At 39.6% G+C, this 23558-nt stretch carries 22 protein-coding genes and 1 tRNA gene; 16 read left to right on the forward strand and 7 right to left on the reverse strand.

All coding sequences use genetic code 11. The features are described from left to right. Window positions 1-83: 83 nt before the first annotated feature. Window positions 84-377: a hypothetical protein gene (locus tag RWZ99_RS02405; RefSeq protein ID WP_314676128.1), complete on the reverse strand. Its 294-nt coding sequence runs from the start codon at window positions 375-377 to the stop codon at window positions 84-86. Then, on the reverse strand, window positions 374-793 hold the full coding sequence (locus RWZ99_RS02410; RefSeq protein WP_314676130.1) for an HIT family protein: 420 nt from the start codon (window positions 791-793) through the stop codon (window positions 374-376). Before RWZ99_RS02410 ends, RWZ99_RS02405 begins: the two co-directional genes overlap by 4 nt. Window positions 794-857: 64 nt before the next feature. Here RWZ99_RS02410 and RWZ99_RS02415 point away from each other — a divergent pair, with 64 nt between their 5' ends. The 5 genes from RWZ99_RS02415 (at window position 858) to RWZ99_RS02435 (ending at window position 4270) form a co-directional block, all read left to right on the forward strand. Next, complete coding sequence (locus RWZ99_RS02415) at window positions 858-1589, forward strand: ABC transporter ATP-binding protein (protein ID WP_314676131.1); 732 nt, start codon at window positions 858-860, stop codon at window positions 1587-1589. Next, complete coding sequence (locus tag RWZ99_RS02420) at window positions 1589-2623, forward strand: ABC transporter permease (RefSeq protein WP_399556027.1); 1035 nt, start codon at window positions 1589-1591, stop codon at window positions 2621-2623. Before RWZ99_RS02415 ends, RWZ99_RS02420 begins: the two co-directional genes overlap by 1 nt. A gap of 57 nt (window positions 2624-2680) precedes the next feature. Next, window positions 2681-3472, forward strand: coding sequence for a cell cycle regulator CcrZ (ccrZ, locus tag RWZ99_RS02425; RefSeq protein ID WP_314676133.1), 792 nt, complete (start codon window positions 2681-2683; stop codon window positions 3470-3472). Between the two features lie 9 nt (window positions 3473-3481). Then, window positions 3482-4123 carry a tRNA (guanosine(46)-N7)-methyltransferase TrmB gene (trmB, locus tag RWZ99_RS02430; protein WP_314676134.1) on the forward strand — a complete coding sequence of 214 codons (642 nt, stop codon included), beginning with the start codon at window positions 3482-3484 and terminating at the stop codon, window positions 4121-4123. A 60-nt stretch (window positions 4124-4183) separates the two neighbouring features. After that, a tRNA-Ser gene (locus RWZ99_RS02435) sits at window positions 4184-4270 on the forward strand. Window positions 4271-4343: 73 nt separating this feature from the next. Here RWZ99_RS02435 and RWZ99_RS02440 read toward each other — a convergent pair. Then, complete coding sequence (locus RWZ99_RS02440) at window positions 4344-5525, reverse strand: NAD(P)/FAD-dependent oxidoreductase (RefSeq protein WP_314676135.1); 1182 nt, start codon at window positions 5523-5525, stop codon at window positions 4344-4346. Between the two features lie 112 nt (window positions 5526-5637). On the opposite strand from RWZ99_RS02440, the gene ilvD reads away from it, so the two are divergent. Next, a complete protein-coding gene (gene ilvD / locus RWZ99_RS02445) occupies window positions 5638-7356 on the forward strand; it encodes a dihydroxy-acid dehydratase (RefSeq protein WP_399556016.1) in 1719 nt (572 codons plus the stop codon). Window positions 7357-7501: 145 nt separating this feature from the next. Further along, window positions 7502-8446 (forward strand): IS30 family transposase, encoded by a 945-nt coding sequence (locus RWZ99_RS02450; RefSeq protein WP_314676138.1) that lies wholly within the window; start codon window positions 7502-7504, stop codon window positions 8444-8446. A gap of 107 nt (window positions 8447-8553) precedes the next feature. Here the strand turns inward: RWZ99_RS02450 and RWZ99_RS02455 are convergent, their stop codons facing one another. Next, on the reverse strand, window positions 8554-8913 hold the full coding sequence (locus RWZ99_RS02455) for a metal-sulfur cluster assembly factor (protein WP_037604699.1): 360 nt from the start codon (window positions 8911-8913) through the stop codon (window positions 8554-8556). A gap of 507 nt (window positions 8914-9420) precedes the next feature. On the opposite strand from RWZ99_RS02455, the gene RWZ99_RS02460 reads away from it, so the two are divergent. The 3 genes from RWZ99_RS02460 (at window position 9421) to RWZ99_RS02470 (ending at window position 11501) form a co-directional block, all read left to right on the forward strand. Beyond that, window positions 9421-9957: a DUF536 domain-containing protein gene (locus RWZ99_RS02460; protein WP_314676140.1), complete on the forward strand. Its 537-nt coding sequence runs from the start codon at window positions 9421-9423 to the stop codon at window positions 9955-9957. A 49-nt stretch (window positions 9958-10006) separates the two neighbouring features. Next, a complete protein-coding gene (locus tag RWZ99_RS02465) occupies window positions 10007-10597 on the forward strand; it encodes a 3'-5' exonuclease (RefSeq protein WP_314676142.1) in 591 nt (196 codons plus the stop codon). Between the two features lie 175 nt (window positions 10598-10772). Then, window positions 10773-11501: a MerR family transcriptional regulator gene (locus RWZ99_RS02470; protein WP_314676143.1), complete on the forward strand. Its 729-nt coding sequence runs from the start codon at window positions 10773-10775 to the stop codon at window positions 11499-11501. A gap of 50 nt (window positions 11502-11551) precedes the next feature. Here the strand turns inward: RWZ99_RS02470 and RWZ99_RS02475 are convergent, their stop codons facing one another. Together RWZ99_RS02475 and RWZ99_RS02480 are read right to left on the reverse strand one after the other, a co-directional pair. Beyond that, a complete protein-coding gene (locus RWZ99_RS02475) occupies window positions 11552-14194 on the reverse strand; it encodes an FtsX-like permease family protein (RefSeq protein WP_314676145.1) in 2643 nt (880 codons plus the stop codon). A 14-nt stretch (window positions 14195-14208) separates the two neighbouring features. Then, a complete protein-coding gene (locus RWZ99_RS02480; RefSeq protein ID WP_314676146.1) occupies window positions 14209-14910 on the reverse strand; it encodes an ABC transporter ATP-binding protein in 702 nt (233 codons plus the stop codon). Window positions 14911-16005: 1095 nt separating this feature from the next. On the opposite strand from RWZ99_RS02480, the gene RWZ99_RS02485 reads away from it, so the two are divergent. Next, on the forward strand, window positions 16006-16623 hold the full coding sequence (locus RWZ99_RS02485; RefSeq protein ID WP_314676147.1) for a signal peptide protein: 618 nt from the start codon (window positions 16006-16008) through the stop codon (window positions 16621-16623). Between the two features lie 121 nt (window positions 16624-16744). Here the strand turns inward: RWZ99_RS02485 and RWZ99_RS02490 are convergent, their stop codons facing one another. Beyond that, window positions 16745-17044, reverse strand: coding sequence for a YbaB/EbfC family nucleoid-associated protein (locus RWZ99_RS02490; RefSeq protein WP_048674700.1), 300 nt, complete (start codon window positions 17042-17044; stop codon window positions 16745-16747). A gap of 337 nt (window positions 17045-17381) precedes the next feature. Here RWZ99_RS02490 and RWZ99_RS02495 point away from each other — a divergent pair, with 337 nt between their 5' ends. The 5 genes from RWZ99_RS02495 to RWZ99_RS02515 all read left to right on the forward strand — a co-directional run bounded on the left by RWZ99_RS02495 (window position 17382) and on the right by RWZ99_RS02515 (window position 23557). Then, a complete protein-coding gene (locus RWZ99_RS02495; RefSeq protein WP_314676149.1) occupies window positions 17382-17882 on the forward strand; it encodes a hypothetical protein in 501 nt (166 codons plus the stop codon). Window positions 17883-18005: 123 nt separating this feature from the next. Then, window positions 18006-20354 (forward strand): cation-translocating P-type ATPase, encoded by a 2349-nt coding sequence (locus RWZ99_RS02500; RefSeq protein ID WP_314676151.1) that lies wholly within the window; start codon window positions 18006-18008, stop codon window positions 20352-20354. A gap of 93 nt (window positions 20355-20447) precedes the next feature. Next, window positions 20448-20798: a PBECR2 nuclease fold domain-containing protein gene (locus RWZ99_RS02505; protein ID WP_314676152.1), complete on the forward strand. Its 351-nt coding sequence runs from the start codon at window positions 20448-20450 to the stop codon at window positions 20796-20798. 305 nt (window positions 20799-21103) lie between these two features. After that, on the forward strand, window positions 21104-21400 hold the full coding sequence (locus RWZ99_RS02510; RefSeq protein WP_004183233.1) for a lactococcin 972 family bacteriocin: 297 nt from the start codon (window positions 21104-21106) through the stop codon (window positions 21398-21400). Between the two features lie 129 nt (window positions 21401-21529). Continuing rightward, window positions 21530-23557: a DUF1430 domain-containing protein gene (locus RWZ99_RS02515; protein ID WP_314676154.1), complete on the forward strand. Its 2028-nt coding sequence runs from the start codon at window positions 21530-21532 to the stop codon at window positions 23555-23557. Window position 23558 lies beyond the last annotated feature (1 nt).

Genomic DNA, 23558 nt, shown 5'->3' on the forward strand with positions numbered 1-23558 from the left:
ACATAAAGAAAAGCCCTTGGAAACTTGTGTTCCAAGGACTTTGTCTTCAATCTGAAAGGTAAGTAGCACAAGCTACCTACCTTTTATTCTTTACTTTGATACTTTTTCAAGCGTTCTTGGATGATGCTGAGTCGGGGTTCGAGGTCTTTTTGGAAGACGCGTGTTTTATAGTTGAGGTCTTGTTTGATGTCAGCAAGTACAAGGTTTTGTTCCCTAATGATGTCAAGGTTACGTTTGATATTGTCTAAATCGTAGGAGATATTTTCTCGTGATTGGTTAAGGTCTAGGAGTTCTTCCTTGATGTCTTCACGTCGTGTGTATGCGTAGTAGGCACCATAGGCGAGGGCTCCAAGAGCTAGGAAGCGTCCGATTTTCATTCTGTTACCTCTTTAGCGATGCTGTCAGCAAGGTTTGCTAGAGCAGCGAAGTCAGGCTCATGCTCATCAAAGCTCATATGGATACCATCGTCTGTACCGTAACGAGGTACTAGGTGGATATGGGCATGGAAGACAGTCTGTCCAGCAACTTCTTCGTTGTTATTAAGGATATTCATTCCAATAGCTCCAGTTGCTTTTTGCACGGCACGAGCAATTTTGGGAACACGACTAAAGACAGTTTCAGCAGTAGCGGCAGACATTTCTAAGATGTTGCGGACGTGTTCTTTAGGAATGACCAAGGTATGACCTTTTGTGGCTTGTGAAATATCGAGGAAGGCTAAGACCTTGTCGTCCTCGTAGACTTTTGATGATGGGATTTCCCCAGCTATAATTTTACAGAAAATACAATTATCCATAATAACGACCTTTCCATGAGTTTTTGTTATAATAGATTATATCATACCAAAGAGAGAAAAGATAATGCTTAAATTAGAAAAGGTGACGGGTGGTTATGCCAATATTCCCGTCCTGAAAGATGTGGCTTTTGAGGTGGCTGATGGTGAATTGGTTGGTCTCATTGGTCTGAATGGTGCCGGAAAATCAACAACAATTAACGAGATTATTGGTCTCTTAACACCCTATGGGGGACAGATTGCTATTGATGGTTTGACCATACAGCAAGATTCGGCTAGCTATCGTCAGAAGATAGGCTACATTCCAGAAACGCCAAGTCTTTATGAAGAATTGACGCTTCGTGAACATTTGGAAACGGTGCTTATGGCATATGGCCTTGATGTGACAGAGGGAATGGCAGGTGCGGACAAGTATCTTAAGCTTTTTCGCTTAGATGAAAAGTTGGACTGGTTCCCGACTCAGTTTTCAAAAGGGATGAAGCAGAAGGTCATGATTATCTGTGCCTTTATTGTGAATCCAAGTCTTTTCATTGTTGATGAGCCCTTCTTGGGATTGGATCCCTTGGCTATCTCGGATTTAATCCAGCTTTTGGCTGAGGAAAAAGCCAATGGTAAGGCTATTCTCATGTCTACCCACGTTTTGGATTCAGCTGAAAAAATGTGTGATCGCTTTGTGATTTTGCACCATGGCCAGGTCTTGGCACAGGGAACACTTCAGGAGCTTCGTCAGACCTTTGGTGACACTAGTGCTAGTCTTAACGATATCTATATGCAGTTGACTAAGGGAGATTTGTCATGATAGCTGAGCTTTTTAAGGAGCGTAGCAGACGATTCACTACCCGTTGTGCCAAGTATAGTCGCTACGTCTTTAATGATCACTTTATCTTGGTTCTCCTATTTTTGTTAGGTTTTATCCTGGTTCAGTATAGCCAGTTGCTTCGACATTTTCCAAAAAATCCATGGGCAATTATTCTTGGCTTACTTGTACTTTGCTTTTTATTGCCTTTTGGGGGCAATATTGCGACTTATTTAGAGCCTGCGGACAAGCATTACTTGTTGGTTAAGGAAGAAGAGGTGCTAGGTCATATTAAGAAGGCAACAGGGCGTGCTTTTAGATTTTGGGTGCTCATACAGACCTTGATTTTTATCTTGGTTGTCCCCCTTTTCTTAGCCTTGGGTCTTCCAGTTTGGGGAATTGTTCTCATTGCTGTGGCTATGGCTGTTCTTAAGTATTTTATTTTCCAAAAGAAGGCACAGCCTTTTTATAAGCAGTCTGGACTTAATTGGACTAAGGCTATTGAGTCGGAGAATAAGCGTCAACAATCGATTTTGAAGTTCTTTTCACTCTTTACCAATGTTAAAGGGATTACGTCGAGTGTTAAACGCCGTGGCTATTTGGATGGCATTCTCAAGCGTACAAAGAAAGACAAGGAACATACGTGGTACAACCTGTACCTAAGGGCCTTCTTGCGTTCAGGAGATTACTTTGCCCTTAGCTTACGCCTTTTTACTTTAACACTTTTGGTTATCTTTTTGGTTCCTGAAAAATGGCTGGCTATGGTACTTGTGATTGTATTTGACTATCTCTTGCTCTTCCAGCTCACAGCGCTTAAATCGCACTTTGCTTACCAGAGTATGGCCAATCTTATGCCGATTGGAAAAGACATGCAGGTGAGCAATCTTAAGCGTTTGATTAGCCAGATTGTACTTGTACTGACAATGGTTCAGGCTCTTTGTCTCTTCGACCTTAAATTTAGCCTGATTTTGGTTGGAGTGATGCTCGTTTTGAGCCTTGTTTACCTACCAGCCAAGCTTAAGAAGATGATTGACTAACACCTATTAAATAAGTTAAAATAGAAGCGAATGACTAAAGAAAAAGGAGATGCCTAGGTGACATCAACAGATAAAGATTTGAGCCTGACTCCTCTCAAAGGAAATAGTGGTAAGGCCTATATGGGGACTTACCCAAACGGAGATCGCGTCTTTGTGAAGATGAATACAACACCAATCTTGGCAGCTCTTGCCAAGGAACAAATTGCGCCCCAGCTCTTGTGGGCTAAACGTCTGGGAAATGGTGACATGATGAGTGCGCAGGAGTGGCTTGATGGTCGTATTTTGACCAAACATGACATGAACAGTAAACAGATTATCCAAATTCTTGGTAATCTGCACCGCTCTAAACACTTGGTTAATCAGCTCTTGCAGTTGGATTATCATATTGAAAATCCTTTTGACCTTCTGCACGAGTGGGAGGAAAATGCTGCCTATCAATTACGTGAGAATAGTTTCCTTCAAGATGTTGTTAGAGATTTGAAACGTCATCTTCCAGAGTTTCGTGCAGAGATTGCGACCATTGTTCATGGTGATGCTCGTCATAGTAACTTTGTTATTACAACCTCAGGATTGATTTATTTGGTTGATTGGGATTCTGTACGACTAACTGACCGTATGTATGATGTGGCGCAGATTCTTAGCCATTACATTCCATTGGCCCATTGGCCACAGTGGTTGTCATATTATGGTTACAAGAACAACGATCTTGTTTTGGATAAGATTTACTGGTATGGACAATTTTCATATTTGACACAAATTTCAAAATTCTTTGATAGCCGTGATATGGAACATGCCAATCGAGAAATTTATGAGCTGCGTAAGTTCAGAGAGACCTTGCACAGATATTAGAAAGTAGACATGCGAGTTAGAAAACGTAAAGGTGCAGAGGAACACCTAGCCAACCATCCTCAGTATGTTATCCTTGAGCCGGAAGCTGCTAAAGGTAAGTGGCACCAGCTTTTTGGCAATGACAATCCTATCCATATTGAGGTGGGGTCTGGTAAGGGAGCCTTCATTACTGGAATGGCCCAACAAAACCCTGATATCAACTACATCGGTATTGATATCCAGTTGTCTGTTTTGAGTTACGCCTTGGATAAGGTTTTGGCCTCTGGTGCTGAAAATGTCAAACTCTTGCGTGTGGATGGATCTGCCTTGACCAACTATTTTGAAGATGGTGAAGTGGACATGATGTATCTCAACTTCTCAGATCCATGGCCTAAGAGCCGTCACGAGAAACGTCGTCTGACCTACAAGACCTTCCTAGATACTTATAAGCAGATTTTGCCTAAAAATGGAGAGATTCACTTTAAGACAGACAATCGAGGACTTTTCGAATACAGTTTGGCGAGCTTCTCACAGTATGGAATGGTTCTCAATAAAGTTTGGTTGGACCTTCATGCTAGTGATTACGAAGGTAATGTTATGACTGAGTACGAGCGAAAGTTTTCAGAAAAAGGTCAGGTTATCTACCGAGTAGAGGCTCAGTTTAAAGACTAATTCTTTGGTAAATCTGATGAAAAATAGCGATTAGCCACAAATAGACTAATCGTTTCATATGGAGAGGTCGCATAGAGGCCGAGTGCGCACGCTTGGAAAGCGTGTAGTCCTTAACGGGGCTCGGGGGTTCGAATCCCCTCCTCTCCTTTGAGAAATAAACAAAGTGTCCCTTCCGTCATAGAAGGGACATTTTTTAGGTATAGTAATTCGAAAAAGTGTCTTAGTCCCAAGGGCTCTGAATTCCTGCTACCCAACCAGTACAGAGGGCGCTAGTAATATTAAAGCCACCGGTATGGGCATTGATGTCAAGGACCTCTCCTGCAAAGTGTAGGTGAGGGACTTTTTTACTTTCTAGGGTCTTAGGATTAATCTCCTTGAGGTCTACGCCGCCTTTGGTTACAAAGGACTTGGCAAGTGACATTTTGCCCGTAATGGGAATTTCCAACCCCTTGAGTTGGCTGATAAGATTTTCCAAATCTTTGGGATGGAGTTGTTTAATCTTACTATCTGTCTTATCTCCTGCTAGAAATTCAGCGACACGCTCAGGCACTAGACCTTTGAGGGTGTTTTTAACAGATTTCTCGCGATTTTCCTCAAAGTAGGTTTTGAGATTTTCTTGGCTTTGGTTAGGAAGAAAATCTAGATGGGCTATTTCACCGCCTTTGACAAAGCTAGATAAGCGTAGGGCAGCCGGTCCAGATAGGCCAAAATGGGTGAAAAGAAGGTCATGAGTAATCTTGTGTTTTCCATAAGACAGCGTGACATCATCAAGAGAAATTCCCTGTAAAGCCTTATGTGGAAAGTCGGTTAGGAGTGGACTTTCTGCAGCTTCAAAATCAGTAACATGGAGTTTGAAATGTCGAGCGATATCGTGACCAAAACCAGTTGAACCTGTTGATGGATAAGATTTTCCCCCAGTTGTGACGATGAGTTTATCACTGGTAAAAATCTGGTCTGCAGACTTAACTTGAAATTGGTCATCAACTTTTTTGACAGAGACAACTTCTGTATTAGTGAGAGTAGTAGCGCCTAGTTCTTGGATTTTATTTTCCAGAGCTTGGATAATAGTACGTGATTTATCTGTTTTAGGAAAGACACGTCCGTGGTCCTCAACCTTGAGTTTGACACCATTGTCCTCGAAAAAAGCAATGATATCGTGATTATCAAATTGAGAAAAGACGCTATAGAGGAAACGTCCATTACCTGGAATACCTGCTAAGAGATCGTCAAGAGTTCCATTGTTTGTGACGTTACAACGTCCACCACCAGTACCAGCTAGTTTCTTACCGAGGCGTTTATTTTTTTCAATCAGAAGGGTTTGTTGGCCATAAAAGGCTGAGGCGATGGTCGCCATCATGCCAGCAGGTCCCCCACCAATAACGATAGTATCAAAATGTTTCATGCCTTTATTTTAGCATAATTTAAAAAGAGAGAATAGTTGGTAAATGGTCAGATTTTTTAGATAATTTATGTTAAAATAGGAGTAGAAGTTTAAATTAGAATAGTTACTAACTATGGAGGAAAATATCGTGTCTGAAAATAACATGAAACACCGTTCTTCTGTCTACGATAGCATGGTTAAATCACCTAACCGTGCCATGCTTCGTGCGACTGGGATGACGGATGATAGTTTTGAAAAGCCTATTGTTGGGGTTATCTCAACTTGGGCTGAGAACACGCCATGTAATATCCACTTGCACGGTTTTGGTCAAATTGCCAAAGAGGGTGTCAAAGACGCGGGTGCTTGGCCAGTTCAATTTGGTACAATTACCGTTGCGGATGGTATTGCCATGGGGACACCAGGGATGCGTTTCTCATTGACATCTCGTGATATTATTGCTGACTCAATCGAAGCTGCAATGGGTGGTCACAATGTCGATGCCTTTGTTGCTATTGGTGGATGTGATAAGAACATGCCAGGTTCAATGATTGCCATTGCCAACATGGATATCCCAGCTATTTTTGCTTACGGTGGTACGATTGCACCAGGTAATCTTAACGGTAAGGATATCGATTTGGTTTCTGTTTTCGAAGGTATCGGTAAATGGAACCACGGTGATATGACTGCCGAAGAGGTTAAAGATCTTGAATGTAATGCCTGCCCTGGCCCTGGTGGTTGTGGTGGTATGTATACTGCTAACACAATGGCAACAGCAATTGAAGTTATGGGGATGAGCCTTCCAGGATCATCATCTCACCCTGCTGAGTCAGCTGATAAAAAGGCTGATATCGAAGAAGCAGGTCGTGCAGTTGTCAAGATGCTTGAAATGGGGCTTAAACCTTCAGATATCTTGACACGTGAAGCCTTTGAAGATGCCATCACAGTTACAATGGCGCTTGGTGGTTCAACAAATGCCACTCTTCACTTGCTTGCTATTGCTCATGCAGCTAACGTTGACTTGACTCTTGAAGACTTCAACGATTTCCAAGAGCGCGTGCCTCACTTGGCTGACTTGAAACCTTCAGGTCAATATGTCTTCCAAGACCTTTACAATGTTGGTGGTGTGCCAGCCGTTATGAAATACCTTCTTAAGAATGGTTTTCTTCACGGTGATCGTATCACATGTACTGGTAAGACTGTTGCAGAAAACTTGGAAGCTTTCGATGATTTGACACCAGGTCAAAAAGTTATCATGCCACTTGAAAATCCTAAACGTGCCGATGGTCCATTGATTATCTTGAAAGGTAACTTGGCCCCAGAAGGTGCTGTTGCCAAAGTATCAGGTGTTAAAGTGCGTAACATTACTGGTCCTGCTAAAGTATTTGACTCAGAAGAAGATGCCATCGAAGCAGTTCTTTCTGACGAAATCGTTGACGGCGATGTAGTTGTTGTACGTTTTGTAGGTCCTAAGGGTGGTCCTGGTATGCCAGAAATGTTGTCATTGTCATCAATGATCGTTGGTAAAGGACAAGGAGACAAGGTTGCCCTCTTGACAGATGGACGTTTCTCAGGTGGTACTTACGGTCTCGTCGTTGGTCATATTGCGCCTGAGGCTCAAGTTGGTGGACCGATTGCCTACCTCCGTACAGGTGATATGGTTACAGTTGACCAAGATACCAAGGAAATCACTATGCACGTCTCAGACGAAGAGTTGGCGAAACGTAAAGCAGAAACTGAGTTACCACCACTTTATAGTCGTGGTGTCCTCGGTAAGTATGCTCACATCGTTTCATCTGCATCACGTGGTGCCGTTACTGACTTCTGGAACATGGATAAATCAGGCAAAGCCTAATTATATGATATAAAACAAAATCACATCGTATATTTGTGCGATGTGATTTTTATGATGCCCAATTTGTAAAATTAAGCTAGACAGAAAAAGCCATCTATGTTAGGCTCAGATAAACACCACATTTGTCTGAAAGGAACTAACATAAATGACCTATACTCATCTTACCACAAACGAACTCGTAATGATAGAGGCTTACTATCAAGAAAACACAAAAGTTTCAGATATTGTGACTTCACTTGGCAGATCAAAACAGACAATCTACAATGTCATCAACTATCTGAAAGAGGGGCACTCTGCATATGATTACTATAACCGTTATAAGGTCAATAAGAAACGTTGTGGTCGGAATAAAACAAGTCTTACGCAATCAGAAAAAGATTTTATCCAAACTCATTTAGAACAAAATTGGAGCCTTGATGTCATTAAAGGAACTTATCCAGATAAGGTTTCTTGTTCTATGAGAACTCTCTATCGACTAGCAGACCGTGGTATTTTAAAGAAAGAGGATCTCCCTTGGAAAGGCAAAAGAAAACCAAATGGTCATAGCGAAAAACGAGGAAAACAAGCGTTTCGCAGAGATTTACGTGAGAGAGCTGATATCTATCCTGATTTTCATACAGAGTTCGGACACCTAGAAGGAGATACCATTGTTGGTGAGAAACACAAAAGTGCGGTTATTACTTTAGTAGAACGCCTCTCAAAAGCCATCATCACACTGAAAACCAACGGACGGAAAGCAAGTGATATTGAGGTTTCCATTAATCAATGGTTATCTCAAGTCCCTAGCCATCTCTTTAAGTCGATCACTTTTGATTGTGGGAAAGAATTTTCTAATTGGAAATCTATTTCGAATGCACATGACATTGATATTTTCTTTGCGGATCCAGGATGTCCTGGGCAACGAGGTCTCAATGAACATTCTAATGGCTTATTAAGACGAAATGGACTACCGAAACAAATGGATTTTACGAATATTTCTCAAAATTATTTATCAGCTATAGCTGATAAAAGAAATAGAATTCCTAGGAAGTCTTTGAATTATCAAACACCATACCAAGTTTTTCTGAGTTACTTGAAAAGTCTAACTTAATTTGACAATCTAGGATGCTAAAGTTTAGGGTGTAGTGTGAGCTAGTAATGTTTATCTATTGTCAGCCTAATAAAAAACCGATTGGAAATGTCCAATCGGTTTTGGTTTTATTTTCCGCCTCGAGGTGAGATACCGAGGGCAATACGTCCATAACGACTAATGCGGGTCATCTTCCAGACTGGTGAGTAAGTGGTTTCCACTTTGACAGAATTAATGCCATCAATTGCTTTTAGTTTTTCAGCGATTTCATATGGCATAGTCTCTTCACAGCCACAGCCAGTATCGGTAAAGGTCATAAGGAAGTAGCAGTGACCATTTTCATCGACGGTGATTTCATAAATCAAACCAAGATTGTAGATATCTAGCTCAATTTCAGGGTCGAATACAGTAGTCATCTGTTCAACGATTTGCTCCAAGAAGGGCTGGGCCAAATCATTGACTTTGATATCATCACGGAAGTTTTTCATAGGACTCATTCTTTCTATTTTGCTTTTGTTTATTATGGCATAATTTAGGACTTTTTTCAATCTGGCTTGATAATATGAGGCTATAGTGAGCTTTGAAGTGACAACAAAAAAACTCCAACAGTAAGACCGTTGAAGCTAATGTGCTTCAATAATAAGCAGTTCTGTAACGAGAGTTACGCGAACACTGTTAATAATTGGAGCAAGAATGAAAATCCCAAACCATGTAGAATTGTTCCACCATTCCTGAATAGGCAGATCCGGTAACAACCACACTTAGTATGGAAGTACCAATCAGTCAAGCCAAAGATTTTCCTTCTATAATGTATTTATACCCAGAAATAGTTTATCAAAAGCTTAGCTTCCTTTCAAGTAAATTGTTTGAAGTGTGAAAGGAAAAATGGATTCGGAAGTAATTCTTCAAATGTCCTGAATGACTTGTCAAATTGACAGAAAGGTGTGATTGTGATATTCTCATAGTAAGACATTTCAAGAGAATATGAGGCTATTATGAGTATTGAAAAGACCGTCAGCGAGATTGCTGAAATCCTTGGCGTTAGTCGTCAAGCAGTCAATAATCGTGTCAAACAACTTCCAGAAGAAGATCTAGAAAAAAATGCTAAAGGAGTTACTGTCGTTAAACGCAGTGGCTTGATTAAGTTGGAGGAAATCTACAAGAAAACCATCTTTGACGATGAGCCAATTGATGAAGAAACAAAACAACGTGAGTTGTTAGAGATTCTTGTAGACGAGAAAAACTCTGAGATTGCTCGTCTCTATGCCCAGTTAAAGGCTAAGGATGAGCAGTTGTCTAACATGGATGATCAATTGCGAGTCAAAGACGTGCAAATTGCTGAAAAAGACAAGCAGATCGATCAACAGCAGCAATTGACCTTGACTGCTATGAAGGACAAAGAAGAGCTTAAACTGGAGCTTGATGAGGCTAAGGTAGAGGCTGATGAAGCCAAAGCCCAAGTGGAAGAAATCCAGATTAAACAAGAAGAAGCTTCTAAAAAAGGTTTCTTTGGACGTCTATTTGGAAAATAAAAAAGAAGCTGAGACTCAGTCTCAGCTTTAACTATTGTAGGAGATTAAGATGGAAAATTTAGAAACATATATTGCCTTTGATTTGGAGTTCAATACAGTGGATGACGTTAGCCATATCATCCAAGTGTCGGCGGTTAAGGTGGATCAGCATAAGGAAGTGGATCAGTTTGATTCTTTTGTCTATTCGGATGTTCCTTTGCAGTCCTTTATCAATGGTTTGACGGGGATTACAGCAGATAAGATTGCCAAGGCTCCAAAGTTAGAGTCAGTTCTAGCAGAGTTTAAGGCATTTGTTGGGAATACACCACTTATCGGCTACAATGCACTTAAGTCGGATTTGCCTATTCTAGCTGAAAATGGTTTAGACTTGGAAGAGCAATATGCTTTAGATGTTTTTGATGAGGCTTTTAACCGTCGTGCTTCTGATTTGAATGGTATTGTGAACCTTAAGTTGACTAGTGTGGCAGATTTCTTTGGAATTAAGGGACATGGTCATAACAGTTTGGAGGATGCACGGATGACTGCTCAAATTTACGAGAAGTTTCTCGAATTAGATGAGAATGCCAAGCTTCTGGAGCAACAGGAAGAAGTCAGTAACAATCCTTTTGCTGCCTTAGGTTTAGGTGGCCTCTTCGACTAAAGCTTTACAGGAGCTGTAAAGGCTGTAAAGAGTGCTGGCTAACTTTTTTCTGTAAGAAGTGAAAATCCTCTAGGGTTATGTCTTGCATATTACCTTGCGTTATAAGGTAGAATCTAGGTATCAAGGGTGGCGAAGGTCCTCCTTTGATAGAAAATTATAAAAGGAGGTGACTGAGATGTCGCAGTTTTCAACGGGAGAGTTGGCTAAAGCAGCAGAAGTGTCTGTTAGGACTGTTCAGTACTATGATCAACGAGGTATCTTGACGCCATCTGAAGTCACAGAGGGTGGTCGGAGAATCTACCACGAATCAGATTTGGAACGTTTGCAAGTCATTTGTTTCTTAAGGGATTTGGATTTCTCACTCAATCAAATCCAAAAACTCTTGCAAGAAGAGAACAGGGAACAGGTTTTGGAGCTTTTATTAACAGACCAAATTGAGAGCTTGGAAAAGTCTTCCAAGGAGATAGAGGTCAAACTAAAACGTGCTCGTCATTTGCAAAAAGCAACTGCTAAACGTCGTCAACTTTCTCTAGATGATTTGTCAGACATCTCACGTCTTATGGAAAATCAAAAATCATGGCGTCATTTGCAGTGGAGAACGTTTGGGAGCCTCGTTCTATTCATCCTTCTTTATGTGGTAGGTTTGCTGATTGTTATTTATTATTTTAAGGACCCTAGAGGGTTGTTTATTGTCTGCCCTGCTTTTGTTATAGTAATAAATCTATGGGTATTTCATTATGTAAAGCAGTTTGAATACCTCTGTCCCAACTGTCATAAGACCTTTGATCCTAGTTTTAAAGAGGCTTTTCTTGCTAGTCATACACCAAGAACTCGTAAACTGACTTGCCCTCATTGTCATGTGAAGAGCTACTGTCTGCAGTTGGCTAAGAGTCAAACAAAATGAGTTTTCGAACATAAAAAACGCTTGAGAATGATTTCTCAGGCGTTTTTAGCTTATTCAACTGAGCTCAGGGCTTCAAGCATATTTAGTTTGGCAAGACGTTTGTTGACAATGAAGCCAAGGATAATAAGAATGAAGCCGATAAGGACAGCTGGTAGAAGGTAAGTAGTCAATCCGATAGATGGATCAAACATGATACGATCTGGTGGAATGATGCTTACCATATATTGGTGGAGTGCCTGTCCCAGTCCGAATCCGACGAAGATACCGATAATAGAAAGGTAAATGGTTTCACGATAGATGTAGAGGGATACTTCATTATTGTAGAAACCAAGGACCTTGACGGTTGAGAGCTCATGGATACGTTCTGAAACGTTGATATTAGTTAGGTTATAGAGAACAACCACAGCAAGGAGAATGGAAACCGTAATCAAAATTCCGATAACTTGCGTTAATGAATTGACCATAGTGCTGATTTGCAACTTGAGGTTGTTGTTTTGAACCACACCGTAAACATTTGGCAAGTTAATGAATTTGGCCGCCATATTTTCAACATTTTGCTTGGTTGGCTCAGTAAGACTAACGAGGTTGGCATTATTCACCGAAGGTGTACCAAAGGCTTTTTGATAGTAGCTAGCATTCATAAAGAGGAAATGTCCCATGTACATTTCTGTTATACCAGCAATCTTAATCTTGACAGGCTCTTCCTGACTGTTTTGCACAGTAATGGTATCTCCAACCTTGAGGTTTAGGAGTTTTGCCATTTTTTCAGAGATAATAGCTCCGTCATTTGATAGCTTGAGGTTCTTGTTATTTTCTCGGTCATGCAAGCTAATATAACTATCGATGATTTTTTCATCACGATCATTAAAGACAAGTGTTGAGATTTCTTGAGTGTCCTTATTACTACCAGCGGTTTTTTGCAAGGTTTCAAAATGAACATTCAAGTATTCTTTCACATCTTTGCTATCGAGAAGCTTAGTGAGTTCCTCATCTAAAGCTTTTGACGTATTTGGCTGTTTGACAACAATCATATCATAGTGAATGATGTCTTCAAACTGTTGCTGATTAAGGTTAGATACAGAAGATCTAATCCCTAAACCTGCAAAGAGCAGGGCGATAGAACCTGCGACACCAAATAGGGTCATAAACATCCGTTGCTTATAGCGGAAAATATTACGCATGGTAACTTTTTCCGTGAAACTGAGACGTTTCCAAAGAGGTCTAATTCGTTCTAGGACAATCTTAGCTCCTGCCCGAGGCGGTTTTGGAAGGAGGAGTTGGGAAGGTTTTTCCCAGAGCTCTTTCTTGGCGACCGCAAAGGCAGGTAGTACAGCAGATAAGAGACCTAAAAGGAAGGCCACGAGGGTAAGTTCAAGGTAGAAGTGCAATTCGAAAGCAGGAAGCTGCAAATCGCTCTTATAAGTGTTGTGGATGAGTATTGGAAGTAGTGTGTGACCCGTAATAACCCCAGCGGTTGTACCAGTAATACTCGTAACCAATCCATAAATGACGAATTTGTGGATAATTCGTGAATTACTGTATCCGAGGGCATTGAAAATACCAGCTTTACCGCGTTCTTCCTCCACAAAGCGTCCCATGGTTACAAAGGTAACCAAAGCTGCCATAAAGTAGAGAGCGACAGGGAAGATGTTACTAACATCGTGGATGATGTTGATATTACTTTCATAAGCAACATAACCCTCAGAACCCGGAATCTCTCGACGAGAGTAGAACTTGTAGCTAGGTACTGGTAAATTATCAAGCATTGCTTGACTTTCTTCGAGTTCTTTTTGTTTGGCTTCAATCTTAGTAGTAGCTTCTTTTACACTAGCAGCTTCAGCAGGGGTTGCTGTTGTCATTTGTTGAGTCTGTGCGAGTGCTGTTTCAAGTTCTTGTTTAGCTTGAGTGATTTGAGCTTGAGACTGATTCTTGATTTCAGCTAGACGTTTTTCAGGCTCATCCTTAAAGAGATTCTTGAGCTCTGCCTTTCTCTCTGAGATCTTATCAGCATATTCCTTACTAAAAGGACTAACATTTTCCAAATCCTTGTAGCGGATACGGGCAATCATGTAATCATTAGAGGTAAAATCTGTCTCCGGAACAATGGCATAACCATCCAGTTTTCCGGTACCTGCGCTAGCATCACCAAGGCGGTTCCTCGATAGGAGTTCAGAGGAATTAACGAAACCAGTAATGGTATATGTTTGTTCCTTTAACTGTTTTTGCCCTGAGCTATCTACTGGCTCAGAAAAGTTAATCTTTTCTCCTATGCTATATTCTTCCTTATAATTTGAAGAAAGAGCAATTTCCCCCTCCTTATTAGGCAGTTCTCCCTCAACAAGGTCGTAGGTGGAGATTTTTTCAGGTTTTGAGAAGATACGAAATGTCGTATTCGTCCCCTTGATAACAGCATCTTTGAAATAACCATACTCGATGCTCACATTATTATCTTTAATAGTATTAAGAAGGTCCTGATCGGATTGGTTGATGCTGTATGTGCTGATTAAGCTCAAGTCAGCTGTTTGATGGGTCTTGAAAAAGTGTTCTCCAGTTTTTTTCATATTAGGAGAGGTTACTTTAAGGCCAATCAAGGCAAAGGATCCCAGTGCCATAAGCAAGGCAATAGAGAGCATACGCCCCTTAGAAGCTACAAAGGTTCGCCAAACGTCTTTCCAATAAGTTGTTTTTTTCATGACGTTGCTCCTTTCTAGTATTCCAAGTCCTCGATTTTTTGTGGATTAGGATTAAGTTCCACACTCTTAATCTTGGCATCGTGCATGCGAATCACACGATCGGCAATTGGAGCTAGAGAAGCATTATGGGTAACAATGATAACAGTTGTTCCCTGTTTGCGAGCCATATCTTGAAGGAGGGTTAGGATTTGTTTCCCTGTTTGATAATCCAGAGCCCCCGTGGGTTCATCACAAAGAAGAATCTTTGGATTCTTTGCAACGGCACGTGCAATGGCAACACGTTGTTGTTCCCCACCAGAGAGTTGTGATGGGAAGTTGTCTAAGCGGTCACCTAGTCCGACTTCGACGAGTGTTTGGGTAGCATCTTTAGCGTCTGGAACGATTTCAGATGCTAGTTCGACGTTTTCCCTGGCCGTAAGGTTTGAAACTAAGTTGTAAAATTGGAATACAAAACCAACGTCCTCACGACGATAAGTCGTGAGTTCCCTAGCTGAGTATTCGGAGATATCCTTACCATCAATAATGACGCGGCCTTCGTCATTGGTGTCCATACCACCTAAGATGTTAAGAACGGTTGATTTCCCAGCGCCAGAGGCACCTAGGATGACGACAAGCTCCCCTTTTTCAATGTCAAAGCTTACGTCATTGTTTGCGATAATTTCCAGATCACCGGTTTTATAGCGTTTATAGCTATGCTTCATTTGAATATAAGCCATGAATTTCCCTTTCATATGAAAATAATGATGCTGTTAATTACCTATCTTTCCGTACTCTATTGTAACGGATTTTCCTTGGAATATCTAGCTTTTGGGGCAAAAAAGGTTTAAAAGGAGATAAGGATTTCTTACATGTGACAGAAATGTGGATGAAGCGTTTACATATGAGAAAATACTTTTCCAGATGAGTCTTGAGTGAGGTGAATATTTGGTAATTTGATTATAAAGTTAGGCTATTTTTAGTCTTTTACTGAGTGGATTTGTTATTTTTCCAAGTTTCCATATTTATCGGAGAGCTTAGGGCGGTAAATGCTTCATAATCATCTAGCAAAAGTGGGTTTGTTTTTTTGGTCAGAATTGATGCTATATAAAGGAGCTTTTTATAATTTCTAGCATATGGGATGCTGATATTTTTTTGAAATCGAGATATGCATTTTCCATATGACTTAATTTGTTTAGAGGAAATAACGCATTTTTAGTAATGAATTTGTGTGTTTGAGTTATTTTTAAAGAAGTTGCAAAAACCTTAAAATTCAATATATAAATGAGGGTAAGTTATCTTTAGGATTAGGTATTTGTTGGAAGAGTTTTGTGAAATAGCTAGAAAATCCTTTTGTTGTGCGCTTTTTTGAAAGTTATTTAGGTAGTCTGTTTTCTAATCCTATCTTAGGATGTTGAGAATCTGACTTCCTACTTGAAGAATTATTTTTTATATTTGCTTTTAAAGTGTTTGGACACAATTTTGCTATCCGATAAAATTTTTTCGGAGATAAGTTACCAAAAGTGTTTTCTGAAGAATCTGTCTAAAAAACAACTATTATTTTGCTAAGTACTGCTTAAAGAAATTACCATTTGCATAGCTTAAAAAAGCTAATCTGATAATAGATTACCATCAATTTTAAGACATGAAGTTGTCATTTCTTTAAAATGCTTAAAAATTAAAGAAATGCTTGAAATCAAGGATTTTGCATGCTAAGATTGTTACCTGGGTGAAGGGTTGGTCAAACAGCTCAACCGATCTTTTACCTAACTACAGCAGTAAATTGGACGCGTTGTTAGCTCTGTTAGAGCTAACCAAATAAAAGTGAGGGATTTATGATTATGAACAAAGATAATGGTTTTATCAGCAAAGCGATAATCAGCGTGATTGCTACGCTTGGAACTTTGGCTTTATTCATGGGGACTACTGGGGTATCTGCCGATGTTAAAGAAGCTCCCCAAATTGATTTAGATGCCAATCAGGCTAAAATTCGAACAGTTAGCGACGAGGAATTGAAGGATCATGAGGAGTCGGCTCAAGATACCAAGAAGCCAGAAATATCTGACCAAAAACAGCAAGAAACTGAAGGTGATAAGGGCTCAAATGATGAAGCTCCTGACTACATTGTTATCACAGAAGTTGTAGACTCATCTGAACACAAGCAGGACACTAATCAGGCTGTTGATGGGGACGCTCAAACGATTGCTCCAGACTTGTTGAATGAGATTTTGGCACAGACTAGTGAGGTTGGTGAATATCAGATTTATGTAAAGAATGATAATGAACTCTTAATCTCAGGACCTGTACCTTCAAAAACGGTTAATGAGGATGTGAACTATCCTACTTTAGAAAGCTCCTTGAATTCAGCTAGCATTTATCTAGGTCAAAAGAATCGCTCTAAATTAGCAAACGAAGAGGATGATCAGTCAGGACTTGCTTTGGTTGAAGACTAAAAACTTTATAGGACTATCACAAAAAGACTTGGATTTCTTGTCCAAGTCTTTTCTTGTATGTTACGGCTGAGTGGCAAAATGAGTGTATAGAAAAAGGAACCGCGAGATTCCTTTTCATTTTTTAGAATGGCAATTTACCTGCAAAGGCACCCATTGATTTTTTAGTAGCATCATCGATTTGCCCGAGAGCATCGTTAAGTGCTTGAACAGTCATATCTTGAAGTGTTTCCACATCATCAGGATCCACAACAGCATCAGCAAAAGTAATGTTAACCACTTTTTTGTCACCTGTTAATTCAGCAACGACCAAGTCTTGGGCTGATTTTCCAGTGAAGGTTGTAGCAGCCAATTCAGCCTGGCTTTTTTCCATTTGTTTCTGAAGCTTTTGCGCTTGCTTCATCATGTTTTGCATGTTCATCATAATATTTTCTAGATTCCTTTCATACCAAGGGTTTAGCCCTTGTTTCTTAAATTTTACTGCCCACTTCTGCCCAGAAATGAGTAGTATAAAATCTTAACTATTATACCACGTTTGGTTTGAATGAAAAAGCGGGGAGAGGAGTTGGAGAAATTTGCTAAGGCTTGCTTTATACTTGCTTCAACTATTAACAGACACGATTTTTTCTTACTCAAAAAAATGTTAGAGCAATTACAGAAGCCACAAATCCTTAAATTTCAAGACTTGTTAAAAATAGTGTACAATGGTTAAATGTTAATCCAGTCAAAAGATTGTTTGGTCGTAGAAGAGGAAAGAGAAGATGACAATGCAAAAAAGAATTATTTTAGGGATTTTTGTGGGACTATTTACAGTCTTGTGTATGAGTCTTTATACTTATTGTAATTTAAAATTTAACTCTGTCTATTATGCTCAGCATATGCCTCATAAGGAGAGAACAGAACCGGATTTAGTTATGTTGATAGAGAATATGGGATGGATTTATACTCCTAAAATTGACAATATTAGATATGATGATGATGGAACAAACGCTATTATAAATACTAAAAGTAAATCTTTTCTAACAAAATCCTTAGGATACTTTTTATATGATAAGGATAATATGACTATCGGTTTTGACAGTACGTTTAGATTTGATCACGTCAGTTATTTTTCAGAAGAAGCAAAAAGAATTCAAGTTAATGAATCGAAAATTAAACGAGAGATTAGGGAAGATTTTTCCCCAATTATGAAGGTTCAAACAAAACCCTTTATCAATCTTCAATGGTTGTTTAATTTAATTTATCAAAGTAGGTTTAATTAGAGAATATTTTTGTTGGGTTTATCAGTCTGGATGACAGGGTGAAAAAAGCATAAGGATTAATAGGTTTATTTCCTCATTATTCATGATGGCTAACCTTTGAAAACACCTCGTTTTTATGCTACTATGAAAGTTATGAAAAAACAGTTACAAGGCTTGACTCAGTTGGAGGTCAAGCGACGGATAGATGCGGGTAAAACAAATCATTTTAAAGCAAAAACTGGCTCCAGCAATTGGGAGATTTTCAGGCGTAACGTCTTCAATTCCTTTAATGTGCTCAATTTTGCAATCTTTGTGGCCTTGATTGCTGTTCAGGCTTGGTCTAATCTTTTTTTCTTTGGGATTATTGTGCTTAATGCCTTTACGGGTATGATGACGGAGTTGCGTGCCCGTCGCATGATTGATAAGCTCAATCTCATGAATAAGGATCAGATTCGTGTGGTGCGTGATGGACAGCTTGTTTCTATCGATCCTAAGGATATTGTCTTGGATGATATCATGCTCTTGTCTGCGGGTGAGCAGGTTCCTAGTGATGCCGTGGTTGTTGATGGGATGGCTGAGCTTAACGAGGCTATGCTGACTGGTGAGAGTGATCACATTCTAAAGAAAGATGGGAAGGAGTTGCTCTCGGGGTCTTATCTTGTGAGTGGTCAGGTCTATGCTAAGGTCATTAACGTAGCCGAGGATAATTACGCCAACAAGCTCATGTTAGAGGCCAAGACTCATAAGCCAATCGTGTCTCGTATCCTTTATAATATGGACAAGATTGCTAAGTTTACGGGAAAGATTGCCATACCGTTTGGGCTTGCGCTCTTTTTTCAGGCTTACTTGATTAAACAGCTCTCTCTTCAAGAGTCGGTAGTTACCAGTTCGACAGCCCTTCTGGGAATGTTGCCTAAGGGAATTGCCCTTTTGACCATTACATCTCTTTTGACAGCTGTCGTTAAGCTTGGGATGAAAAATATCCTAGTGCAAGAGATGTACTCTGTTGAAACCTTGGCCCGTGTAGACGTGCTTTGTTTAGATAAGACAGGGACGATTACACAAGGAAAGATGACAGTTAAAGGTCTGGAACTACTGTCAGAGCGTTTTACAAAAGAGGAGTTGGAGCGTTTGCTTGCGGCTTATATGCAACATAACAAGGATAAAAACGCAACAGCTCAGGCTATTCGAAATGCTTATGAGGGTCTGGAACATCATTATCAGGTAGGTGACATTATTCCATTTTCAAGTGATCGCAAATGGGGTGCTGTGAGCATTAATGGGCTTGGAACTCTCTTTTTGGGAGCACCTGAGATGCTTCTTAAGGAAAATCCCAAAGCAGTCGATAAGGCTCAGGCACGAGGGTCTCGTGTTTTGATTTTGGCTTGGAGTCAGTCAGGTGTTGCTACAGAGACCATGATTTTGCCGAATGATGTCGAAGCTTTGACCTTACTTGAAATTGCCGATCCTATTCGTGAGGATGCAGCAGAAACTCTGGAATACCTGCGATCGCAGGAGGTTACCCTTAAGATTATCTCTGGTGACAATCCAGTGACGGTTTCTCATATTGCTCATCAAGCTGGTTTTGCCGACTATCAAAGCTATATTGACTGTTCTAAGGTCAGCGATGAGGAGTTGGAGGCTTTGGCTGAGGATACTGCGATTTTTGGTCGTGTATCTCCACATCAGAAGAAGTTGTTAATCCAAACCCTTAATGCCAATGGGCATACCACAGCTATGACTGGTGATGGTGTCAATGATATCTTGGCACTGCGTGAAGCGGATTGTTCGATTGTTATGGCAGAGGGAGATCCTGCAACACGTCAGATTGCTAACTTGGTGCTTATGGATTCTGAGTTTAAGGATATTCCTGAAATTCTATTTGAGGGACGCCGTGTGGTTAATAATATTGCCCACATTGCACCGATTTTCCTCATTAAGACTGTTTATTCCTTCCTTTTGGGGCTTATCTGTATAGCCAGTATTGTTTTTGGTAAGGCAGAGTACCTCTTGGTCTTCCCTTTCATTCAAGTTCAGATGACTTTGGCGGGTCAATTTATCGAAGGTTTTCCACCATTTATTCTAACCTTCGAACGTAATATTCGTCCTGTTGAGAAACATTTCCTCAGACGTTCGCTCCAGTTGTCTATTCCTAATGCCTTGATGCTGGTTATCTGTGTTCTTATTTTCCATCTGTCTCAGGTCTATCTTGGCATGAGCAATACGGACATGCTGACGCTGTCTTATTATATGATGGGATCACTGGGTGTTCTTGCCGTTATTCGTGCTTGTATCCCCTTGAATAAGGGGCGCGTGGCCTTGATTATCTACTCAGTCTTTGGTTTCTTAATCAGCTCCTACTATCTTCGAGATGTGATTGAAATCTCAACACTTAATAGCTATACTTTGCCAATTTATCTGGTTGCAATGGCTATCTGTACACCGCTTTTCTTCTGGATCAGCTATAAACAAGGTGCTTTCCAAAAAGCATAAGCTAGAACTCAAGCTTCTTAATAGGCTTGAGTTTTTTGATGGCTGAACAGTAGGAAAAACCTTGATGAGTGCTAGGTATGGTACAATAGAGGCATGAAAATAGTAGGGCACTTGACGCCAAAAGTCATTAAAGCTTTTGATTTGGACTACAAGCCTGGTGAAGACATCACGCTGTCTACACAACGTAAGAAGCATATGGAAAAACATCGCCAGGAATTCAGTGATTTTGATGCCACCTATGAACGTATTCCAGAGATTATTGCTCAACCAGACTATATCGGTCGCCATCCTAATGGCCAGTCCTTGGAATACATCAAACGGATTGATGGTAATGTTTTGGTAGCGGTCAGATTATGTGATAAACTTAATGTCCGTACCATGTTTGTAATTAAAGATTCTAAGCTGAAAAACTATCTAAATGCTGGTAGAGCCAAGAAAATGTGATATAATGTAGGTAAGGAATAACAACGAGGGCGGAAGAGGCAGCCGCCGCACCTTCGGGTCTGAAAGAGATGCAGGACTGTCACCCTGCCGTTGTTTATCAAACCAAGAAGTCCCTTTGGGGGCTTTTTTGTGTAGCAAAAGAAAGGTATTAATTCTTACAAAAATATCTAAAGTGTATTGACAAAAAACAAAAAAACTGTATATAATAGCTTTAAAAGTAAGCGCTTACTTAATGGAACAGTTGACAAAGAGCCAGTTTATTTCATTTTATTTCCTTCATCGCAATTACTTTAAGGAGAATACTTATGAGAAAAAATATGAAATCGTTAATGGTTTTGGCTCTTGCTGTGACTTCTTTTGGGACTTTGTCTGGAGTTGCTGCAGCTACGCAGTATCCAGGTGGCGGTGTGTGGACTTACGGGGCTTCTAACGGTGGTGCTTTTTCGAATTACTATCATGGTTCGAAATATCATAGCTCAACTGTAGTTAGTCGTTGGACTTCTAAATCTAGTAAGGCCTATGCTTATGCCGGTCAGACTTCGTATGCTTTTATAAAAACGTCTTTTGGCGAGCAGGCTGCCTTTTACTATAACTATAATTAATTAAGTAACGGTGACTAGGTTGGATGTAATATGTCAACCTAGTTTTTGTTTCCTTGTAATGGTTCCATTTTCGACCGTAAACTTTATTTCAATACAAAGATATATAATTGTTCCGTTTAGGAGGTTTGTATGAAACGTGTTTTTATATTCATCTCGACTATCCTGTTTTCTTGCTACTTAGTCACAATGATTGTTCAACAAAATCAGCAAATATCTTTTTCGAGTTATAATGCTGTAGATGTGACTGGTCAGGCTTTGACTGATCATAAGGTATCTAATCGTAAGGAAGTAACAGATGCTTTAACTAATTTAGCTAATGAGCATAATAGCTTAATTGCTAGACGGATTGTTCAACCAAATGAAAAGGGTGAAATAGATTTTCGTTATCAGTTTTACGGACACGTTTCTCCACCCTCTAATTTAAAAAGGGCTTCTCAGGAGAGTGCTGAAGGCAGTGATATAGTTAGTAACTATCTAATTGTCTCAGGTGATTTAAAGGGAGCAGAACTTATCTCGACATTCAGTCAGCTTGGCTATAATGCGGTTGATTTTTCTTCTTATTCAATACTGTCTTTGCTTTTAACAATATTATTGAATGAGGTTTCACTTATTAGTTTCGCATTATTTCTGTTGACCTTTGCTTCACTAGTGTTGATTTACCGAATAAAGGATTTAAGGGATGCGGGAATCAAGCTTGTTTCGGGGCAAAGCATGATGAAAGTAATGTTATCATCATTTATCGTTGATGCTAGGCAGTTATTGATTGCATATTGTTTATCTATTCTTATTGGGGGAGTAGGTTTGTGGCATTTTCGGATTTTGCAATCTTTGCCTATATTACTTTATTTTACAGGAGTAACTTTATATTTTTTTGCGCTATGTTTTATTTCTCTTGGGTTAAGTTTAATATATCTACTAGGGTTAAAAGCAACTTCTTTAGTTGAAGTTATGAGAGGGCGCCTCCCCTTAAGAAGACTTCTAGGAGTGATGTTCTTAGGACAATTCGTTGCAATTGTAGTTGTTGGTATTACTGTAGGTACGTTGTTGAATAGTTATCAAGATTTTGTGCAATTAAATAGTGCTAAAGAAGAGTGGTCTATAAATAGAAATTACTACCAGCTATCTTATAGTTATAGCTCTGCCTTTACACAAGGTAAGGAAGAAGAAAAGCAGAATAAGTCTTGGTATGACTTCGCAAATCGTACTCTAAAGGATGATAAAGGGCTATTTGTAAAAACAAATTTACGTCAGTTCTTAGTATCAAATATAGCTAATGGGGTTAAAATAACAGACTATGTGCCAAATGGGAATACCATTTATGTTTCACCTAATTACTTGGAAAAGCAAAATGTTGGTGTCTCCGATGAATTTTTAGCACAAATGAAAAAACTTAAGCGTGGTGAATTTGGATTAATAATTCCAGAGAAGTTGAAGAGTAGTAGGAAAGAGTTAGAGAGTATATATTCAGAATATATGTCAGGTTTCTCAAGTCGTAGTCTAAATCCTCATAGTCATCACTTATTTAAGGTATCGGTCTCTACCGAATTCGTAAAAGATAAGAAAAAGCGTTTTTTGTATAATACAGATGGTGACATACCTACGCAATTCCTTAATGATCCTATTATTGTTGTGACTACTCCTGAAGCAATGGGAGACACACCAAGTAGTCAGTTGTTTTGGGGGACAGAAGTAGGTTCGGGGCTACACATGACAGGCTATAAGGATAGCATTGATTTACTTAAACAAGGTGGTGTTTATCAGTGGGTTTCTTATTTGACTAATAACCGTAATAGCTACTATAAGATTCTTTCAGAGAGTCGCAGTCGCCTTGCTTTTCTATTAATTGGTGTTTTATTAGGTTTGTTGACTTCTATCCTATTATTTGACAGTATGAACCTCCTTTACTTTGAGCAATTTAGAAAAGAAATCTTTATCAAACGATTATCTGGTATGAGGTTTGAAGAAGTGCATTTTAACTATCTTTTTTCACAAATCTGTGTTTTAGGTGTTGCACTTGTGTTTTTGATTTTCTTGACTCATCATTTGATTATGAGTTTACTTATAGTTTCCTTGTTTATTATCAACATGTTTACCATTTTATACAAACAGACGCTTACTGAGAGTAGAACTTCAGTCAGTGTTTTGAAAGGAAAGTAAT

The organism is uncultured Streptococcus sp., from assembly GCF_963545685.1.
In the GTDB taxonomy this organism is placed as follows: domain Bacteria; phylum Bacillota; class Bacilli; order Lactobacillales; family Streptococcaceae; genus Streptococcus.

What these genes read in the sequence shown, in the direction of transcription:
- RWZ99_RS02455 (WP_037604699.1), bottom strand. Translation starts at nt 8,913, where the DNA reads ATGAAAAACTTCCGTGATGATATCAAAGTCAATGATTTGGCCCAGCCC.
- RWZ99_RS02460 (WP_314676140.1), top strand. Translation starts at nt 9,421, where the DNA reads ATGAGTATTGAAAAGACCGTCAGCGAGATTGCTGAAATCCTTGGCGTT.
- RWZ99_RS02450 (WP_314676138.1), top strand. Translation starts at nt 7,502, where the DNA reads ATGACCTATACTCATCTTACCACAAACGAACTCGTAATGATAGAGGCT.
- RWZ99_RS02470 (WP_314676143.1), top strand. Translation starts at nt 10,773, where the DNA reads ATGTCGCAGTTTTCAACGGGAGAGTTGGCTAAAGCAGCAGAAGTGTCT.
- RWZ99_RS02465 (WP_314676142.1), top strand. Translation starts at nt 10,007, where the DNA reads ATGGAAAATTTAGAAACATATATTGCCTTTGATTTGGAGTTCAATACA.
- ilvD (WP_399556016.1), top strand. Translation starts at nt 5,638, where the DNA reads ATGGAGGAAAATATCGTGTCTGAAAATAACATGAAACACCGTTCTTCT.
- RWZ99_RS02415 (WP_314676131.1), top strand. Translation starts at nt 858, where the DNA reads ATGCTTAAATTAGAAAAGGTGACGGGTGGTTATGCCAATATTCCCGTC.
- RWZ99_RS02495 (WP_314676149.1), top strand. Translation starts at nt 17,382, where the DNA reads ATGACAATGCAAAAAAGAATTATTTTAGGGATTTTTGTGGGACTATTT.
- RWZ99_RS02405 (WP_314676128.1), bottom strand. Translation starts at nt 377, where the DNA reads ATGAAAATCGGACGCTTCCTAGCTCTTGGAGCCCTCGCCTATGGTGCC.
- RWZ99_RS02475 (WP_314676145.1), bottom strand. Translation starts at nt 14,194, where the DNA reads ATGAAAAAAACAACTTATTGGAAAGACGTTTGGCGAACCTTTGTAGCT.
- RWZ99_RS02515 (WP_314676154.1), top strand. Translation starts at nt 21,530, where the DNA reads ATGAAACGTGTTTTTATATTCATCTCGACTATCCTGTTTTCTTGCTAC.
- RWZ99_RS02480 (WP_314676146.1), bottom strand. Translation starts at nt 14,910, where the DNA reads ATGGCTTATATTCAAATGAAGCATAGCTATAAACGCTATAAAACCGGT.
- RWZ99_RS02500 (WP_314676151.1), top strand. Translation starts at nt 18,006, where the DNA reads ATGAAAGTTATGAAAAAACAGTTACAAGGCTTGACTCAGTTGGAGGTC.
- RWZ99_RS02440 (WP_314676135.1), bottom strand. Translation starts at nt 5,525, where the DNA reads ATGAAACATTTTGATACTATCGTTATTGGTGGGGGACCTGCTGGCATG.
- RWZ99_RS02410 (WP_314676130.1), bottom strand. Translation starts at nt 793, where the DNA reads ATGGATAATTGTATTTTCTGTAAAATTATAGCTGGGGAAATCCCATCA.
- RWZ99_RS02505 (WP_314676152.1), top strand. Translation starts at nt 20,448, where the DNA reads ATGAAAATAGTAGGGCACTTGACGCCAAAAGTCATTAAAGCTTTTGAT.
- RWZ99_RS02485 (WP_314676147.1), top strand. Translation starts at nt 16,006, where the DNA reads ATGATTATGAACAAAGATAATGGTTTTATCAGCAAAGCGATAATCAGC.
- RWZ99_RS02510 (WP_004183233.1), top strand. Translation starts at nt 21,104, where the DNA reads ATGAGAAAAAATATGAAATCGTTAATGGTTTTGGCTCTTGCTGTGACT.
- trmB (WP_314676134.1), top strand. Translation starts at nt 3,482, where the DNA reads ATGCGAGTTAGAAAACGTAAAGGTGCAGAGGAACACCTAGCCAACCAT.
- RWZ99_RS02490 (WP_048674700.1), bottom strand. Translation starts at nt 17,044, where the DNA reads ATGATGAACATGCAAAACATGATGAAGCAAGCGCAAAAGCTTCAGAAA.